Consider the following 16,202-nt stretch of genomic DNA (forward strand, 5'->3'; position numbering starts at 1 on the left):
CACGGATGAACGACGCATTCCCCAATGCCCACATGGTCCACCTGCCGGTGCACGCGTCATGGCTCAACCAAGTGGAAATCTACTTCTCCGCCGTGCAACGCAAAGCCCTCACACCAGACGACTTCGAGGACCTCGACGAGGTCGCGGACCGGCTCCTGTCCTTCCAGCACCGGTACAACACCACCGCAACCCCCTTCGACTGGAAATTCACCCGCGACGACCTCAACCAGCTGCTCGACCGGATCGGCCGTCACGACCGCCACGCCCCGCCACCGGCAGCATGATCAACCCCGACGAACTAACAGGCGCGACCACTAGTTCCTGCCGCGCGCCGAGATCTGCTGCACGGCCCAGCCGTTGCCGTCAGGGTCGGAGAAGTGGAAGAAGCCGATGTTGTCGAGGTCCTCGGGCCGGCCCGTGGCCGGGTCGGGCCCGAGGAGCTGGATCTCGCTGACGTCGACGCCGCCCGCGAGCAGCGTCTCGCGGGCGCGCGCCAGGTCGGCGACCACGAGTTGCAGGCCCTTGAGCGAGCCGGGCGGCATCGGGGGCACCACGCCCTCGCCGACGACGATCGAGCACCCGGAGCCCAGCGGGGTCAGCTGCACGACCCGGGCGCCGGGCCCCACCACGGTGTCGTGGTCGACGTGGAAGCCGCACTGCCCGGCGTAGAACGCCTTGGCACGGTCCACATCGGACACGGGAACGATGACGACCTCGAGTGTCCAGTCCATCCCCGAGTTCTAATCGGGCAAACCGGGCGGGTCAAGGTTCAGCGGTTCAACCACGCGGGCGTCAGCTACCTAGGAATCGCGCCAACGCTTCGCGTGCCTTCGCGTCCCGGGAAGCCAGCGCCTGCAGCTCCCCGGCGAGCACCGTCACCCACTCCTCGACGTCGGTGTCCCGGCGGCTGATCACGACCCCGCGTACCACCTGGCGAATCTCGCCCGTGACTCCGCCGGACCGCCCGGCCGTGAGCACGAGCAACTGGTGCGGCGTCGACACGCGCACCTCCACCGGCTGCCCGAGGCGCCCGGCCACGCGGTCGGCGAAGCTGCGCCGCCGGTCGATCTCGACCATGCCCGGCGGGAGGGCGTCGCCGAGGGTCTCGGACAGCACGCGCGTGTAGGACTCGACATCGGCGCGATCGGTGCGCAGGGCTGCCACCAGCAGGTGGAACTCGCCGGCCGGGCCGAGCTCTGACCCGGACATCAGTCGGTGAGAGGCAGCACGAGCTGCGGTTTGGTGATGCGGTGGTCGGGGCGCAGTGGCTTCACGGCGGTGCCGATGGCGAAGAACTCCGTCGTGTGCCCGCCCCATCGATGCGGCAGTGACAGCAACTGCACCCCCACGATGCCTTCGGCGTGCAGCTGCTCGGCCTCGGCCTGCATGCGTGACATCGCCAGCTCACGCGCGTCGTAGAGGGCCTCGGTGTACTGCGGGATCTCCACGTTCTGCCCGATGTTGCTCATCGCCTGGCGGAAGCGCTGGTGCGCGATGTGGTAGACGCACGTGCCCATCACCATGCCCAGCGGCGCGTACCCGGCCTGCACGAGCGTCCAGAAGTCCTGGCCGGACAGGTCGGAGGTGAACGGCTTGCCGGTGTTGTTGCGCCACTCGCCGGGTTCGTCGGCTTTCACGGCGGTCCCCACGGCGATGAACTCCGCCAGGTCGCTGCCGAACTCCTTGAACTCGATCTCCAGGCGCACGGCCACGATCCCGTCGGCGCCCAGCAGGTCGGCCTCGGTCTCCATACGCGTCATCGCGAGCTCGCGCGCGTGGTACATCGCGGCCGACAGGCGGTCCATCTCCTGGTTCTTGCTCCAGCGCCCCATCTGGAACCCGACGTGGTAGATGCTCGACCCGAGCACCAGGCCCAGCGGGCGGAAGCCGGCCTCGCGCACGAGCAGGAACTCGTTCACGCTCAAGTCGGACGTGAACAGGCTGGTCGCCTGCCCCGGCCGCATCTCGGCGAGCCGGCGCATCGCATCGTCGGGGATGTGCTGCGCGGTGGGGTCCGTGGTCGTCACAGGGCCTCCTTCAAACTCGGTTGAGCGGCAGGATGGTGAGCGCGGACGTGGGCGCGGCGTCGCCACTGTGGAACCGGGCGATGGCGGTGCCGAACACGCTCGCCACCCCGGCCACGGCCACCTCGCCCAGCTGCCACGTGTCGAGCGACATCCGCGACACGATCGCCCCGTCGGCGCTGGTGGTCTGCACGGTCTTGCGGAACTGGCTGCGCGCGTCGGCCCGCACCTCGGTGACGAGCCGGGTGTGGGCGTCGACCTCGATGTTCCCGGCCCACATCGTGGTCTGGTACTGCATGTTGTAGTCGAACGTGGTGTGCGCCGAGATGCCGATCGCGACGGCCGCCGGCACCCAGCCGGCCTGCATGAGCTTGCCGACGTCCTGGCCCGGCAGCTCGGTGGTGAACACGCGCCCGGGGCGTTGCCGCGTCTCGGCGCGCACCGCCGTGCCGAGCGCCACGAACTCCTGCATGGTCTCGTCGAGCCGCGTGACGGACGTGGTGATGCCGAGGACCCCGTCCGCTCCGATGGCCTCGGCCTCCAGCCGTAGCCGGTTCAGCGCGGTGCGGTAACCCTGGCGGAGCGCGTCGGCGTAGATGGCGGCCTGCTGGTTGGGCGTGATGCCGAACCCGGAGGTCCAGCCGAGGCGCTCGACGACGCACCCCATGACCTCCCCCACGGGGGTGAATCCGGCGACTTCCCCGCCGACGGCGCCGGGGACGCTCAGCAGCGAGGTGCGCAGGCCGGACGAAGCGAACCGGTCGACGCGAGCCCGCGCGACCGGCGGCAGTCCACGGCCATCCCAGTCGGGCACTCGGACCTCCTCGCGGGCCTCGGCGCGGCCCTCAGCATCCATCGTGGCACGCGACGGAGGCGAAGTCGGAACGAGAAGGCGGGGTTGTCCGGAACGTCCTTCAGTGTGTGGCGAGCTCCACGCGGTTGCGGCCCGCCTGCTTCGCCCGGTAGAGGGCGGTGTCGGTGGCGACCAGCACGTCGTCGACGCCCGTGAGGTGCTCGGCCGGGTAGAGCGCGCAGCCGATCGACACGGTCAGGTCGCTGATCACCGTGTCGCGCTCCGGCAGGGGCACGACGACCTGCGGGATGCGCCGGCGGATGCGGTCGGCGAGCTGCCCGAGGTGCTCCATCGTCGGCACGTTGGGCAGCACGATCGCGAACTCCTCGCCGCCCCAGCGGCCGCAGATGTCCTGGTCGCGCACCTCGCTGCGCAGCGCGATGGCGATCTCGCGCAGCACGACGTCGCCCGTCGGGTGGCCGTAGGTGTCGTTGATGGCCTTGAAGTGGTCGAGGTCGAGCAGCAGCACGCCGACGGTCCCGTTGCCCGTGCGGGCCCGCTCGAGGTACTGCTCGGCCAGCGTCCGCCACCAGCGCTTGGTGGCCAGGCCCGTGGTCACGTCGGTGCGGGCGTCGCGCTGGAATTGCGCGAGCAGCAGGCCGCGGTGCAGCGCCACCAGCGCTACGACCACGCCGGTGAGCACCAGCGGGTTGGCCAGCAGGAGCAGTGCGGCGGTGACCAGGCCGAGGCCGATCGCGCCGGCTTCCAGCAGCTGGTCACCGAAGCCGGAGAACAGGTCCGACAGCGAGCGCGGCGGGCTCGAGAGCGCGATGGCGACCATCACCAGCGCCGTGTTGATGGCCCAGCGCAGGGCGGCCGCGAAGATGACGACGACCAGGTCGGTGAGGCCGGGCAGGAAGCCTGCCGCCGGCACGCCGGGGTAGTGGTGCATGCCCAGCGCGAGCACGGCGACCGCCGCCTGCGTGCCGCACAGCACCGACGCGGCGGAGAAGATCCAGCGGTGGGGGAGCACCGGCCGTTCGCGTGGCCAGACGCGCCACCACGCCACCACGTAGGTGAACACGACCATCGCCGTGGCCAGCACGGCCGGCAGCGCCACCACGGCCGCGATGCTCCACACGGCCTTGGTGTCGACGTACGCCACCGTCGGCGCGCGGTTGTACTCGCGCTGGCGCTCGATGTGGCGCGTGGCCTCGATGGCGGCGGCCGCGCACACGGCCAGCACACCGAAGCGGATCAGGTCCTGCTGGTGCACCGGCACCAGCCACGCGGTACTCACCGACGCCAGGATCGCCAGGAAGTTGACGAGGAGCACAAAAGTCCGGACATAAGAGGGCAACCGCCAAAGGCGCCAGCCCGTCAACCATCCGGCAGACCGGTTTGCTCGTCCGCGCACTCTTCACCTCACCCGGTTGGCTTCTACCGTAAACGACGGGGCGCGCCGTGTGCCGCCCGTGGTCCGGACTATGGGACCTGGCCGAGGAATTTCGCCCGGACAGCCCAGCGTCCGGCCCGCGCAGAGGGGAGGTGAGCACGGACTGTAGTGGTGAGCCGCCGCGATTCCTTGGCGTACCTGGGAATCCGCGGTCTCCGGCCACTGAAGCCACTGACGTACGACAACCACGATCGGTGACCGGCGGGCTCCGCGAAACCGCCGGTCGGCGCGGTCCTGGCGAGGAGGTGACGACGGTGCGCGACAACAACTGGACGGTCTCGGCCTGAGTGGTCTGGACCCTTGAGCTCGACCTGAGGTCGAGAGTTACGGGTGTTTTCGGTGCGTTCTGGGGAGGAGGTGTCCACGGTGCAGGACAACAACTGGTGAGTCCGAACTGCTGGCGAACCGCTGCGGGGAAAGGAGGGTCTGGCGGTGCGGGACAACAACTGGTGACGGCCGAAGTCCGCTGAACAGCCGAGGTGAAAGGGGGTAGAGCCGTGCGTGACAACAACTGGTGACTGACGACTCCGGTGGAGCACAGGCAAGGAAGGAGGTTGCGGAGATGCGTGACAACAACTGGACCCGCTGAGGCCCTGAAGTCAGACCAACGGACACGACGAGCGGAGAGGAGACGCCGGTGCGCGACAACAACTGGACGCGCTGAAGCAAGTGGTCAACGTCCGTGACGAATCGAGAGGAGATGCCCGTGCGTGACAACAACTGGACCCGCTGAACTCCGCCGGCGACCCCGACGGCCCCGACGGCCCCGACCAGTGGAGAGGAGCGCCAGGTGCGTGACAACAACTGGACTCGCTGAACCCCGCCCGGCAACCGCGACGAGCCCGACCAGCCGAGAGGAGTGCCAGGTGCGTGACAACAACTGGACCCGCTGAGACGAAGCCCGGCGAACACCCGACGAGGGGGTGAAAGGCATGCGTGACAACAACTGGACGTGAATCCTCGCGAGAGAGCCCGACCGTGCACGAGCACCACGAGCACCACGAGGAGGTGGGCCGGTCACCGGACGTGAGCTGTGAGGTTCAGGACGCGGCAGGTGGCGTGGCCCCGTCGAGGGGACTTCGACGGGGCCACGCCGCGCGCAGCCACGCCGTGGCGGCGAGGGTGGCGACCGTCGCACCGGCGACCGCCGCGACGGCCACCACGGTCGTGGGCGCGAGCACTTGGGCGAGCGCTCCGGCGGCCGCGATGGCCAGGCCCTGCGACGCCCGCAGCGCCGCGATCGCGACGCCGATCACCTGGCCGCGCTGCTCGGGCGGGGCGGCCAGGCCGTACTGCACCTGCGTGATCAAGTCGTGCGCGGAGAACATTCCGGACAACATCCACAAAACCACCATGACGACGAGCCCGGGCGTCCAGCCCGTCGGCAGCAGCACCAGGCTGGTCGCCACGGCGAGCGGCCCGAGCAGCCGTGCCTGACGCACGCGCGGCACCCGGCTGAGCAGCACCGCGCCGAGCAGTGACCCGACGGGGTTGGCGATGAGCAGCCACGCCAGCACGCCCGTGCCGCCGAGCTGCGCGGCGATCGGCACGGCCAGGCCCTCGGGCACCACGTAGAACCCGCTGCAGCACGCGATCGCCAGCAACGACCGCAGCCGGCGGTCTCGCCCGACCAGCCGGCAACCCGCAACGAGCGAAGCCCACTGGGAAGCCGCCGCCGGAGCCCGCCCGGCGACTTCGACCGGGTGTGGTCCGAGCCCCCACCGCAGGGCGAGCGCCGACACGGCGAACGTCACCGCGTCCACCGCCAGCGCGCCCGTCACCCCGAGCCACGCGACCACCGCCGCGCCGGCCCCGAAGCCGATCACGAGCGCCGCCTGGTAGGTCGAGGACAACATCGCCTGGCCGACGGGCAGCCGGTCGGGCCCGAGGATGTCCGGCAGCACGGCCTGGCGCGCCGCCTGGAACGGCCCCGCCGCCAGCTGAACGACCACCAGCAGCGCCGCCGCCACCGGCCACGGCAGTCCCGGAATCGCCATCACGGCCACGAGCCCCGCTCGCACCACGTCGGCCACCACGAGCACCGTGCGGCGCGGGAACCGGTCGGCCAGGCCGCCGAGCGCGCCGCCGAGCAGGTCAGGCAGGTAAGTCAGCGCGTAGGTGAGTGCCGCCCAGCCCGCGGATTCGGTACGGTCGAACACGAGGACGGTGAGCGCGACACGAGCCAGTTGATCACCGGCGACCGACAGCACGTGCGCGAGCCACAGGGCCCGGAATTCGGTCACGCCGAACACGTTTCGGAATGACGGGGCCTCGGTGCTCATATGATCAGAGTGTCCCGGTTCGGCCACGCGGAGCAACCCCCGCGCCCACCGGTGGGTCGTAGGGACACCCGGGCGAGCGCCGTGAAAAACTTGGCGATCGCCGTCCGTGAACGTCGCACTGAGGGGTTTTTTCGTTGACCGAGGAGAGCCGGCAGATCGCCGGTCGCTACCAGCTCGTCGAGCTCATCGGCAGCGGCGCCATGGGCATGGTCTGGCGCGGCGAGGACAAGATCCTCGGCCGCGTCGTCGCGGTGAAAGAACTCCTCATGCCGATGAACCAGGGCGAGGAGAAGGTCAACGAAGCGAAGAGCCGCGCCATGCGCGAGGCTCGGATCGCCGCGCGCCTGCAGCACCCCAACGCCATCTCCGTGTTCAACGTGGTCGAGTACGAAGATCGCCCGTGGCTGATCATGGAGTACTTGCCTTCGCGCAGTCTTTCGGCAAAGCTGCACGACGACGGCCCGCTGAGCGTCGACGAGGTCATCCCCATCGCCGTGCAGCTGGCCGGGGTGCTGGCCGCCGCGCACCGCGCCGGCATCGTGCACCGCGACGTGAAGCCGGGCAACGTCCTGCTCGGCGAAGACGGGACCGTCAAGGTCACCGACTTCGGCATCTCCCGCGCGGTCGGCGACGTCACGCTGACCGCGACGGGCGAAATCTCCGGTACGCCCGCGTTCCTGGCCCCCGAAGTCGCGCGCGGCGAGGAAGCCATGTTCGCCTCCGACGTCTTCGCCCTCGGCGCCACGCTCTACATGGCGGTGGAGGGCGCGCCGCCGTTCGGCACGGCGGACAACGCGATCGCCCTGCTGTACCGCGTGTCCAGCGGTTCGATCAACCCGCCGAAGCAGGCGGGGAAGCTGGAGCCGCTGCTGCTGAAGCTGCTGGAGCTCAAGCCCGAGGACCGGCCGTCGATGGCCGAGGTGCTCACCGAGCTGCGCGAGCTCGACGGCGGCGTCACGCCCGTCGCCGCGGTGCCGATCCCGCTGACGGTCCCCGCGGCGCTTCCGGCTGCTCCGGCTCCGGCCGTCGCTCCGACGACTCCCGCCCCGGCGCCCGTCGACCGAAGACGGCGCTCGATGGTCCTCGCCGGCCTCGGCGCCGTGCTCGTCGTGGTCGTCGTCGTGGTGATCGTGCTGGTGAACCGCAACAGCGGCACGGCCCCGACCGCCGGTGGCGCGGCTCCGGTGATCAACTCGTCGTCCGCGAACTCCCCGGCTCCGACCACGAACCCGCCGACGACGCCGACGACACCGCCGCCTTCGAGCACGCCGTCGGTGCCCAGCAGCCCGCCGTCGTCACCCTCGAACAGTCCGGTCAACTCGCCGCGGTCCATGGAGGCCGCGCTGACGAACTACTTCTCGCTCATCCCCGGCGACCTGCAACAGGGCTTCAGCCTGCTCACGGACAACTTCAAAGCCGCCAAGCACCAGACTTTCGCCACGTACCAGAACTTCTGGGACGACTACCGGTCAGCGCGCGCGAGCAACGTCAAGTCGATCGGCCCGGACACGCTCAGCGCCGACATCACCTACGTGTCCGCCAGTGGGGCCAGCCAGACCAACCACCACACGTACCACATGGTCAACGACAACGGCGTTTGGAAGATCGACTCCGAGACCTGATCGCTCACTCCAGCAGCAGTTCGATGGCCCCGGCAGCGTCAGCGACGACGTGGTCAGGCGCGTTTTCGTCCCCGCTCCACGTGCGCCCACGATCGACCCACACCGTGTGCAGCCCCGCGGCCCGGCCGCCGGCGACGTCGGTGTCCTCGCCGTCGCCGACCATCCAGCCGTCGCGCATCGGCGCCTCGCAGCGTTCCGCCGCGATCTCGAACAGCCGCCGGTCCGGCTTGGCGACGCCTTCGTGCTCCGAGATCGCCCACCCGTCCACGAGCCCCGCGACGCCCGTGCACAGCAGGGTGGCGAGCTGGTGCTCGGCGTTGCCGTTGGTCACCACGCCGATCCGCCAGCCCGCCGCCCGCAATCGCGGCAGGCCGGCCAGCACGCCCGGCGCGGCGGGGATCAGCGCCGGGTGCCGCTGCCGGTACGAGTCGAGCAGCTCCGCGCAGGTGTCCCGCAGGACGAACCGGTCGCGCACGGCTTTGAAGAAGACGTCGCGCGGCGCGAGCCCGTCCTGGTCGGCGGACGCCAGCCAGGCGGCGTCGTCGGGCGTCAGGCGGTGTTCGGCGCAGAACTCCCAAGCCCAGCGCCGGAGACCCTCCGCCCGGTCGACGAGGGTGTTGTCGAGGTCGAACAGCACGAGCCGCACCGAACGACCCTAAGCGGACACCGCGCGCACCCGCACGTCGATCCGGCCCGAACGACCCGAGCGGCGCAGGCCGGCCGTCGGTCAGCGCGCGAGCAGCTCCAGGGCGACCTTCCCCGGCCGGGTCACCGCTTCGGGGTCGAGCGCTGGAGCTCACGGCCACGAAGCGCGTCGCCGGCTTGCGCGCGCGAGGGCTTCGTGCAGGCGGAGCGCGAGGCCGAAGTGGCCGAGGTGGTTTGGTGGCGAACTGGTGCTCCCGCGAGCTTGGCGACGGAGTCGCGGTCCGCCAGCTCGAGGTGCTTGACGTCGACCGACGCGTTGCCCGTGCCCGCCGTGATCGCCGCGGCGGTGCGAGGCCCGGCCCCGGTGTCGCGGACGGCCAGCGTGGCCTCGGCTGCCACTGCCGGACGCGCGGCGCAACCGCGACCTCCTGCTCGCGTCCGCGGTGCGGCGTTCTCCGAGAAGGGCTTCGACGCCTCGCTCAACGCGATCGCCGAGGACGCGGGCGTCGGCATCGGCGCGCTGCACCGCCACTTCCCGACGCGTGAGGCTCTGATCGAGGCCGCGTACCGCAACGAGCTGGGCCAGCTCTGCCACGCCGGCCCCGCGCTCCTGCAGGAGCTGCCGGCCGACCAGGCGTCGCGTACGTGGCTGGACCGCTTCGTGGGCCACCTGACCACGAAGATCGGCAGGTTCGACGCCCTGCGCGCCGTCTCCCCGCTGATCGCCGCCGGCGCCCTCCTCGTGGACGACGTCCTCATCGGACTCGGCGGCATCACGCTGGCGCCCGGCGAGCCTTCACAACGCGAGCAGGCAGGGCGGCTGCTCGACCTGCTGCTGGACGGGCTCCGCTTCCGCGGCTGAACCTCCGCCCTTGACCTTGACATAGTGACAAGGTCTTCACTGGGTCGCAGGAGGTGGTCCCGATCAACACGCCACACAAGAACAAGAACTCCAACCTGCTCGAAGCGCTCGGCGCCGGCAACTCGTCGGTGCGGCTGCGGGCGGCGCTGGCGGCCGGCACGGACGCCGACCCCGGGCTGCTCGAGACGCTCGTGGCGCGGTGCGCGGTGGAGCCGGACTTCTTCGTGCGCGACATGCTCACGTGGGCGTTGACCCGGCTGCCGGCGGAGCTCACCGTGCCCAGGCTCGTCGTGGAGCTGCGCTCCGGCCGTGCTCAGGCACGGAGCCAGGCGTTGCACACGTTGTCCAAGATCGGCGACGGGAGTGTCGGGTCCGAGATCACGCGCTCGTTGCTGCGTGACGCCGACGACGAGGTCGCGCGGAGCGCGTGGCGGGCCGCCGTCGTGCTCGTGCCCGAGGTGGGAAAACCCGCGCTGGCGGAGGAGCTGGCGGCGCAGCTCGGACGCGGGGACCGGAGCGTGAAGCTGAGCCTGAGCCGGGCGCTGGTCGCCCTCGGAGACGGGATCGAGCCGGTGTTGCGGAAGGCGCTGGCGAGCGCTGATCCGGTGGTGCGTGCTCACGCCCGCGCGACGGAACAGCTGCTGCACGACCCGGAGGCGGCGTTCGACCCGGCCGTCGACGAGGCGAAGCGGATCGCCGCGCTCGGGCCGGAACGCGCGGCGGAGGTGGCCGGTGCTGATCGGTGAGGTGGCGCGCCGCTCGGGGGTGAGTGCCCGGATGCTCCGGCACTACGACACCCTCGGGCTGGTGCGTCCCACCGGCCGCACCGTCGGCGGCTACCGCGAGTACTCCGCCGAGGACATCCGGCGGATCTTCCACGTGGAAAGCCTGCGGTCGCTGGGGCTGTCGTTGCGCGAGATCGGCCGGGCTCTGGAGGATCCGGCGTTCGCACCGTCCTCATTGGTCGGTGACCTGATCCGGCGGACCGAAGACCGCCTGAAGCGGGAGCAGGAGCTGCTGGAGCGGCTGCGGCGGGTCGACGCGTCGGCGCCGCCCGGTTGGCAGGACGTCCTGCGCCTGGTCGAGCTGTTGCACGGGCTCGACTCGCCGCATGCCGCACGGCGGCAGCAGGCCGCGCTGGCTCCTGCGGAGGAGGTGCCGGCGGACCTGCTGGCGGCGGCCGTGCTCGCCGAACCCGATCAGAACGTCGCGGGCGCGTTGCGGTGGGCGCTCGCGCGGGCGGGTGGCGACGCGCTGGCGAGCCTGGCCGCGGGCGTGCGTTCCGCCGACGTCGAAGTCCGGCGGCGCGCGGTCCGGGCGATTGCTTCGCTGCCGGGGGACGATGCGTCGGCGGTGCTTCGTGAAGCGCTCGGCGACTCGGACCCGGCCGTGCGGACGCGGGCGGCTTTGGCGTTGGGCGGCCGTGGTTTTCCCGAGGCGGTGCCGACGCTCGTCGCCATGGTGGTGGACGGTCCCAACGACGTCGAAGCGGCCGAGGTCCTGGGCGCGCTGTCGCTGGACGCCACGTGTGCCGGCCCGATCAAGGCCGCGCTGGCCGACGAGCTCGCTGCCCACCCGTCGGATTCGGCCGTGCGGATCCGGTTGACGCAGGCCCTCGCCGAGCTGCCGGCGGCCGAAGATCTCCTTCAGCAGCTGACCCGGGACGGCGACCCGGCTGTCGCCCTCGTCGCCTCGGCTCTCGCGCGAACGCGGCGTTCCGACAGCTGACCTCCGTCGGGGTCGGCGATGCCCACCTGGTGTGGTGGTCGCGACCGCTCAAAGCTCGATCGAGGACCGGTTCGCGACGGCGACCGCGCGCAGCGCGAGGACCGGTACAGGGTACGGCGGTTGCGCCGATTGGGTGACACGAGGGCCGTTTTTGACGGTGTTCGATGCGAACATGTGTTCGTGTCGACCGAAGGCCCCGTCCTCCACGCCGACCTCGACGCGTTCTACGCGTCGGTCGAGCAGCGCGACGACCCGCGCCTGCGCGGCCGGCCCGTGATCGTCGGGGGCGGAGTGGTGCTGGCGGCGAGTTACGAGGCGAAGAGGTTGGGCGTGCGCACGGCCATGGGCGGTGCGCACGCCCTGCGGTTGTGCCCGGACGCCGTGGTAGTGCCGCCGCGGATGGCGGCGTACAGCGCGGCGAGCAAGGCCGTGTTCGAGGTCTTCCGCGACACCACGCCGGTCGTTGAGGGGCTGTCGATCGACGAGGCGTTCCTCGACGTCGGCGGGCTGCGGCGCATCGCGGGCAGCCCGTCGGAGATTGCGCGGCGGCTGCGCGCGGAGGTGCTGGCGCGGGTCGGGCTGCCGATCACGGTCGGGGTGGCGCGCACGAAGTTCCTCGCGAAGGTGGCCAGCGCGGTGGCGAAGCCGGACGGGTTGCTGGTCGTGCCGCCCGAGGGGGAGCTGGAGTTCCTGCACCCGCTACCGGTGGAGCGGCTGTGGGGCGTGGGGAAGGTGACGTCGGAAAAGCTGCGCGCACGCGGGATCCGCACCGTGCGGCAGGTGGCGGAGCTGCCGGAGGTGGACCTGGTGTCGATGCTCGGGAGGGGAGCCGGGCACCACCTCCACGCGCTGTCACATGGTCTGGACCCGCGTCCGGTGCAGGTCGGGCGGCGTCGGCGGTCCATGGGTTCGCAGCGGGCTCTGGGGCGTCGGCGGCGGTCGATGGCGGAGCTGGACGAGCTTCTGGTGTCTATTGTGGACCGACTGGCGCGGCGGCTGCGGTCGGCGTCTCGGCTCACGCGGACGGTCGTGCTGCGCATGCGGTTCGCCGACTTCACGCGGGCCACGCGGTCGCGGACGCTGGTCGAGGCCACCGACCACACCGAGACGTTGCTGGCCGCGGCGCGGAAGTTGTTGGTGGAGGCCCAATCGCTGGTCTACGACCGGGGGCTCACCCTGCTGGGGATCTCGTTCTCGAACCTCGCGCCGCACGGGTCGGTGCAGCTCGTGCTGCCGTTCGAGATCGAGGACGGGGTGGCCGTCGACACGGCTGTCGACGGGATCCGCGATCGGTTCGGGAGCACCGCGATCACGCGCGGGTCGTTGCTGGGGCACGACCCGGGGATGTCGGTGCCGCTGCTACCTGACTGATCTCCACCGGCCGCCGGGTGCATCGGGTGAAAAACTCACCGCGAATCAGCGACGGGTGCTCTGAATGGCGCTGTAACGAACGAAGGGCTTCGGGCGACGGAGGGGCAGCTACGTTTTCCCGAGTCTTCCCGGAAATGCCAGAGCGGTACCCCTCGGACGAAATAGTGAGAAAGCATGGAAAAGCAAAGACGCCGGCGTGGTATCACCATTCTCTCGGTGGTGGCGGCCTCAGCCGCGATGCTGTTCGTGGCGCCCGACGCGGCGCTCGCGGCCCCGCCCAGCAGCGCGATCGACGTGAGCCCCACGAGCCTGCAGCGCGGTGAGACCTTCACGGTCACCGAGACGCTGTACAACACGCAGGACTTCGTCGTCACCGGTGCCAAGGCCGCGCTGTACGGCAAGGAGACTCCGATCACCGAAGTCGCCGACGTGGTGTCCTGCAACGTCGCGTGCGGCGTGCTCGGCAGCAGCCTCCGCGCGACTGTCGGCGACCTCGCGCCGAGTCAGAGCACCACCGTCACCTTCACCCTCAAGGTGAAGGACACCGCCCCGACCGGCTCGGTCACCCTGCAGGACCAGTTCGTCGGCGACAACTTCGCCTTCGAGACCCTCGACGGCCCGGCCATCAGCATCACCCCGGCCACCGACTCCGCCGACGTCGCCGTGTCGCTGACCGCCGCGCCCGCGGGCGTGCTCAGCTCGGAGATCACGTACACGATCACCGCGAAGAACAGCGGCCCTGCCACCGCCACCGGCGTCAAGCTCCAGGCGACACTGCCCAGCGGGCTGCAGTACTCGAAGTCCGCCGGCTGCACGGCTTCCGGCCGCACGGTGACCTGCGACGTCGCGTCCCTGCCCTCGGGCTCCTCGGCCAAGGCGAGCTTCACGGCCCGCGCCGGCCTCCTGGCCCTCGGCACGCTCACCACCACCGCCCAGCGCCAGGCGAGTTCACCGACGGACCCCAACGCGGCCAACGACAAGGCGTCGCGCTCCTGCCGCGCCGTCACCAGCTTGCTCATCAGCTGCTGACCTCTCACCGCGAAGCGGCCCGGCACCCCTCCACGGGGCGCGGGGCCGCTTGACGTCGCGCGCGTTAATGCGCAGGTGGACGTTTTTCCGCACTCACCCGATCGGGTTGACAAGACATTTTCCACGAGGTCTGTCCACACTGCCGGGATAACAATTCATCCGTAGCCCTATTTTCCCCCTCGTCACATTCGTCCGAATGGATTTCCGACGCTCTTCGTAGGCGGGGTTGTAGTCGCGGCCCGAAGCCGCCGGTCTCGAGCAGAGACCCGGCAATGTGGTTGGCGAGGTTGCGGATTCGGCGGCGGTTTGCCGGGTCCGCCGTACCTGGTAGGGCGCGGGCTGGATCCGGCGCCGGCACTGCTCGAGCCACTCACGGATGTGTCGCCACGCGGGCGTGTCGACCCCGGACACGTGGACGCCGTCGAAGCGATGCTCGTCGTTGGTCGGGGACCTGCTTGCGCTCGGCCAGGACCGCGTCGTTGGCGGTGTTCCGTGAACCCGCGAGGCCTTCGGCGATCCGGGCCACTCTGGCACCCCCAGCGTGAAGAGCCGGACGGGTGATCATCCCGGGGTAACCCAACGTCGCCCAAGGATTCTCGAGTCTCGGGCACGCCCATGGTCTGCGGGGGCGGGTGATCGTCCGGTGGCGTTGGGCCCCGTCAGGCGCGGTCGTGGAGGGTGACCTGGTAGCCGTCGGGGTCGGCGAAGGTGAATGTCCGACCGAAGGGGCCGTCGATCGGCGCGGAGATGATGGTGTGACCGTCGGCGACGAGAGCATCGTGAATGGCCTGGACGTCGGTGGCGTGGAGCCAGATCGCGGCACCGATGCCGGGCCGGGCAATGGATGCGAGGTCCGTGCCGGGAACGATGTCGCGGAGTGCGAACGCGACCGGCTTCGTCTCGAAGACGACGGCGTGCGCAGGCCCGGCCTGCGAGCGGACGAGGCCGAGGTACTGCTCGTAGAACGCCTGCGAAGCGTCGAGGTCGCGTGTTTGGAGCGAGATGAAGTCGGGGCCGGTTACCGGCATGGTGATACTCCTTGTTTGCATGTCAGCCTTCTGACACGAAGCAACCTATGTCAGAATGCTGACATGAGTCAAGACGGTGTCGACCTGGACAAATCACTGGGCTACCTCTTGAAAGAGGCGTCAAGCGTCCTGCGTGCGGCCATGGAGGAGGTGCTGCGGCCGCTCGGGATGAGCGTGACGCACTACTCCTGCCTCGAGCTGCTGGCTCAACGGCCCGGATTGTCGAACTCCGAGCTCGCGCGGGGCGCGTTCGTGACACGGCAGTCGATGAACGTGCTGCTCCAGGCCCTGGAACGAGAGGGCCACGTGACCAGGCCTGCGCAGGCACCCGTCGGGAAGGTCCTTCCCGCGCGGCTCACGCCTCGCGGCCGACGGAAACTCGAGAAGGCGACCGTAGCGGTCCGGTCTGTCGAGGTCAGAATGCTGGCCGGCATGACCGAGGCCGAGCAGTCAGACGCGTTCCGGATCCTGAAGAGCATGATCCATTCCCTGCGCGATGGCGACGACGGTGCATAGCTCACGCCGCGCCCGGACAGGAGCGCCGCCGGGGATGAAAATCCGTGCCGGCAACGTCGAAACCGACAGACTCCCCGACATCACCGCCCGCGATGCCGTCGGAGAGGAAACCACGATCTTGCGGTTCTCGGTCTGCGCGTTCGTCACGGTCTTCGCGGCGTTGATCCCGGCGTCGTAGTCCGTGCCGCTCTGGAAGCTCTTCGCGGTGAACTTGCCGATGCCGCCGATCAAGGCCGAGTCGAGCACCTCGTCGATGTCACGGGTGCCGTTCCTGTTGTCGTCGGCGGTCGGGGTGGTCAGGGGCTGGTCGCCGGCCGCCGGATGCACGTCGGCCGCGGCGCCCCCGGTGCCGAACACGGCCGCGTCGGCGCTGCCGATCACGGTGTTCGGGGCCGCCGCGTCGTTGTTGAACGCCGTGCCGCTCGTTCCGCCGGCAGGTTGCCGGTCACGGCCGCGGTCGGTGGGAACGTCGCCGCCGGACCTGCGGAGTTACTCGGCCGATGCGGTGAGTGACACAGCGTGGCCGTCACCGGTTCCGGGCGAAACCAGTTCCCGGAGCCGGTCGAGATCTTTTCGAGCCGACGGTTTTCCGGGCCGGTCGCGCGCTGAACGCAGATCCGCCAGGTATGAAAGACCGGGAACCACGACTTCCAACGGCGGACCGCTCGCGGTGAGCTCCGAAAGCCGTTCCGGCGGCGCCGTTTCAGCGGGTTCGACGAGGAACGGCAGAACGAGCTTGTGGTGGTGATAGGTGTAGGCCCTTCACCACGATGGGCAGCACGGTCTCGTCCGCCTTCAAGCCCGCGATCAACCAGGTCAACAACTTCAAGGCCGGCTTCAACGACA

18 protein-coding genes and 2 pseudogenes are annotated in these 16,202 nt (G+C 70.3%); 8 read left to right on the plus strand and 12 right to left on the minus strand.

The window, feature by feature from the left end; all coding sequences use genetic code 11:
• Positions 1-284, plus strand: a pseudogene (locus tag AB0F91_RS33840) (IS630 family transposase); the annotation flags it as partial.
• A 30-nt stretch (positions 285-314) separates the two neighbouring features.
• Here the strand turns inward: AB0F91_RS33840 and AB0F91_RS33845 are convergent.
• The 6 genes from AB0F91_RS33845 to AB0F91_RS33870 form a co-directional block, all read right to left on the minus strand.
• Positions 315-731: a VOC family protein gene (locus AB0F91_RS33845; protein WP_360604206.1), complete on the minus strand. Its 417-nt coding sequence runs from the start codon at positions 729-731 to the stop codon at positions 315-317.
• Positions 732-792: 61 nt separating this feature from the next.
• Positions 793-1,209 carry a hypothetical protein gene (locus AB0F91_RS33850; RefSeq protein ID WP_360604207.1) on the minus strand — a complete coding sequence of 139 codons (417 nt, stop codon included), beginning with the start codon at positions 1,207-1,209 and terminating at the stop codon, positions 793-795.
• Entirely contained in the window at positions 1,209-2,027 is an 819-nt protein-coding gene (locus AB0F91_RS33855; RefSeq protein ID WP_360604209.1) for a heavy metal-binding domain-containing protein, read from the minus strand. Before AB0F91_RS33855 ends, AB0F91_RS33850 begins: the two co-directional genes overlap by 1 nt.
• A gap of 10 nt (positions 2,028-2,037) precedes the next feature.
• A complete protein-coding gene (locus AB0F91_RS33860; RefSeq protein ID WP_360604211.1) occupies positions 2,038-2,838 on the minus strand; it encodes a heavy metal-binding domain-containing protein in 801 nt (266 codons plus the stop codon).
• 100 nt (positions 2,839-2,938) lie between these two features.
• Positions 2,939-4,201, minus strand: coding sequence for a GGDEF domain-containing protein (locus tag AB0F91_RS33865; RefSeq protein WP_360604213.1), 1,263 nt, complete (start codon positions 4,199-4,201; stop codon positions 2,939-2,941).
• Between the two features lie 1,112 nt (positions 4,202-5,313).
• Complete coding sequence (locus AB0F91_RS33870) at positions 5,314-6,516, minus strand: MFS transporter (RefSeq protein WP_360604215.1); 1,203 nt, start codon at positions 6,514-6,516, stop codon at positions 5,314-5,316.
• Positions 6,517-6,689: 173 nt separating this feature from the next.
• On the opposite strand from AB0F91_RS33870, the gene AB0F91_RS33875 reads away from it, so the two are divergent.
• Entirely contained in the window at positions 6,690-8,177 is a 1,488-nt protein-coding gene (locus tag AB0F91_RS33875) for a serine/threonine-protein kinase (protein ID WP_360604217.1), read from the plus strand.
• 4 nt (positions 8,178-8,181) lie between these two features.
• Here AB0F91_RS33875 and AB0F91_RS33880 read toward each other — a convergent pair whose 3' ends face one another.
• Together AB0F91_RS33880 and AB0F91_RS33885 are read right to left on the minus strand one after the other, a co-directional pair.
• The gene (locus AB0F91_RS33880) at positions 8,182-8,823 is read right to left on the minus strand and encodes an HAD family hydrolase (RefSeq protein WP_360604219.1); all 642 of its coding nucleotides are present in this window, start codon (positions 8,821-8,823) and stop codon (positions 8,182-8,184) included.
• A gap of 122 nt (positions 8,824-8,945) precedes the next feature.
• A complete protein-coding gene (locus AB0F91_RS33885) occupies positions 8,946-9,221 on the minus strand; it encodes a hypothetical protein (RefSeq protein ID WP_360604221.1) in 276 nt (91 codons plus the stop codon).
• Between AB0F91_RS33885 and AB0F91_RS33890 the strand changes: the two genes are divergently transcribed.
• The 5 genes from AB0F91_RS33890 (at position 9,205) to AB0F91_RS33910 (ending at position 13,812) form a co-directional block, all read left to right on the plus strand.
• Positions 9,205-9,684, plus strand: coding sequence for a helix-turn-helix domain-containing protein (locus tag AB0F91_RS33890; protein WP_360604223.1), 480 nt, complete (start codon positions 9,205-9,207; stop codon positions 9,682-9,684). The genes AB0F91_RS33885 and AB0F91_RS33890 overlap by 17 nt on opposite strands.
• A gap of 53 nt (positions 9,685-9,737) precedes the next feature.
• Positions 9,738-10,430, plus strand: coding sequence for a HEAT repeat domain-containing protein (locus AB0F91_RS33895; RefSeq protein WP_360604225.1), 693 nt, complete (start codon positions 9,738-9,740; stop codon positions 10,428-10,430).
• Complete coding sequence (locus AB0F91_RS33900) at positions 10,417-11,412, plus strand: MerR family transcriptional regulator (RefSeq protein WP_360604227.1); 996 nt, start codon at positions 10,417-10,419, stop codon at positions 11,410-11,412. Before AB0F91_RS33895 ends, AB0F91_RS33900 begins: the two co-directional genes overlap by 14 nt.
• A gap of 174 nt (positions 11,413-11,586) precedes the next feature.
• Positions 11,587-12,783, plus strand: coding sequence for a DNA polymerase IV (gene dinB, locus AB0F91_RS33905; protein WP_360604229.1), 1,197 nt, complete (start codon positions 11,587-11,589; stop codon positions 12,781-12,783).
• 219 nt (positions 12,784-13,002) lie between these two features.
• Entirely contained in the window at positions 13,003-13,812 is an 810-nt protein-coding gene (locus AB0F91_RS33910; protein WP_360604231.1) for a hypothetical protein, read from the plus strand.
• A gap of 372 nt (positions 13,813-14,184) precedes the next feature.
• Here the strand turns inward: AB0F91_RS33910 and AB0F91_RS33915 are convergent.
• Together AB0F91_RS33915 and AB0F91_RS33920 are read right to left on the minus strand one after the other, a co-directional pair.
• A pseudogene (locus tag AB0F91_RS33915) lies at positions 14,185-14,338 on the minus strand (ISL3 family transposase); the annotation flags it as partial.
• Between the two features lie 133 nt (positions 14,339-14,471).
• Positions 14,472-14,840, minus strand: coding sequence for a VOC family protein (locus tag AB0F91_RS33920; RefSeq protein ID WP_360604233.1), 369 nt, complete (start codon positions 14,838-14,840; stop codon positions 14,472-14,474).
• A 63-nt stretch (positions 14,841-14,903) separates the two neighbouring features.
• On the opposite strand from AB0F91_RS33920, the gene AB0F91_RS33925 reads away from it, so the two are divergent.
• Positions 14,904-15,356, plus strand: coding sequence for a MarR family transcriptional regulator (locus AB0F91_RS33925; protein ID WP_360604235.1), 453 nt, complete (start codon positions 14,904-14,906; stop codon positions 15,354-15,356).
• Here the strand turns inward: AB0F91_RS33925 and AB0F91_RS33930 are convergent.
• On the minus strand, positions 15,291-15,737 hold the full coding sequence (locus AB0F91_RS33930; protein ID WP_360604237.1) for a hypothetical protein: 447 nt from the start codon (positions 15,735-15,737) through the stop codon (positions 15,291-15,293). The genes AB0F91_RS33925 and AB0F91_RS33930 overlap by 66 nt on opposite strands.
• Before the next feature lie 108 nt (positions 15,738-15,845).
• Positions 15,846-16,085: a hypothetical protein gene (locus tag AB0F91_RS33935; RefSeq protein ID WP_360604460.1), complete on the minus strand. Its 240-nt coding sequence runs from the start codon at positions 16,083-16,085 to the stop codon at positions 15,846-15,848.
• Positions 16,086-16,202 lie beyond the last annotated feature (117 nt).

It is taken from the genome of Amycolatopsis sp. NPDC023774 (assembly GCF_040639695.1).
GTDB lineage: Bacteria > Actinomycetota > Actinomycetes > Mycobacteriales > Pseudonocardiaceae > Amycolatopsis.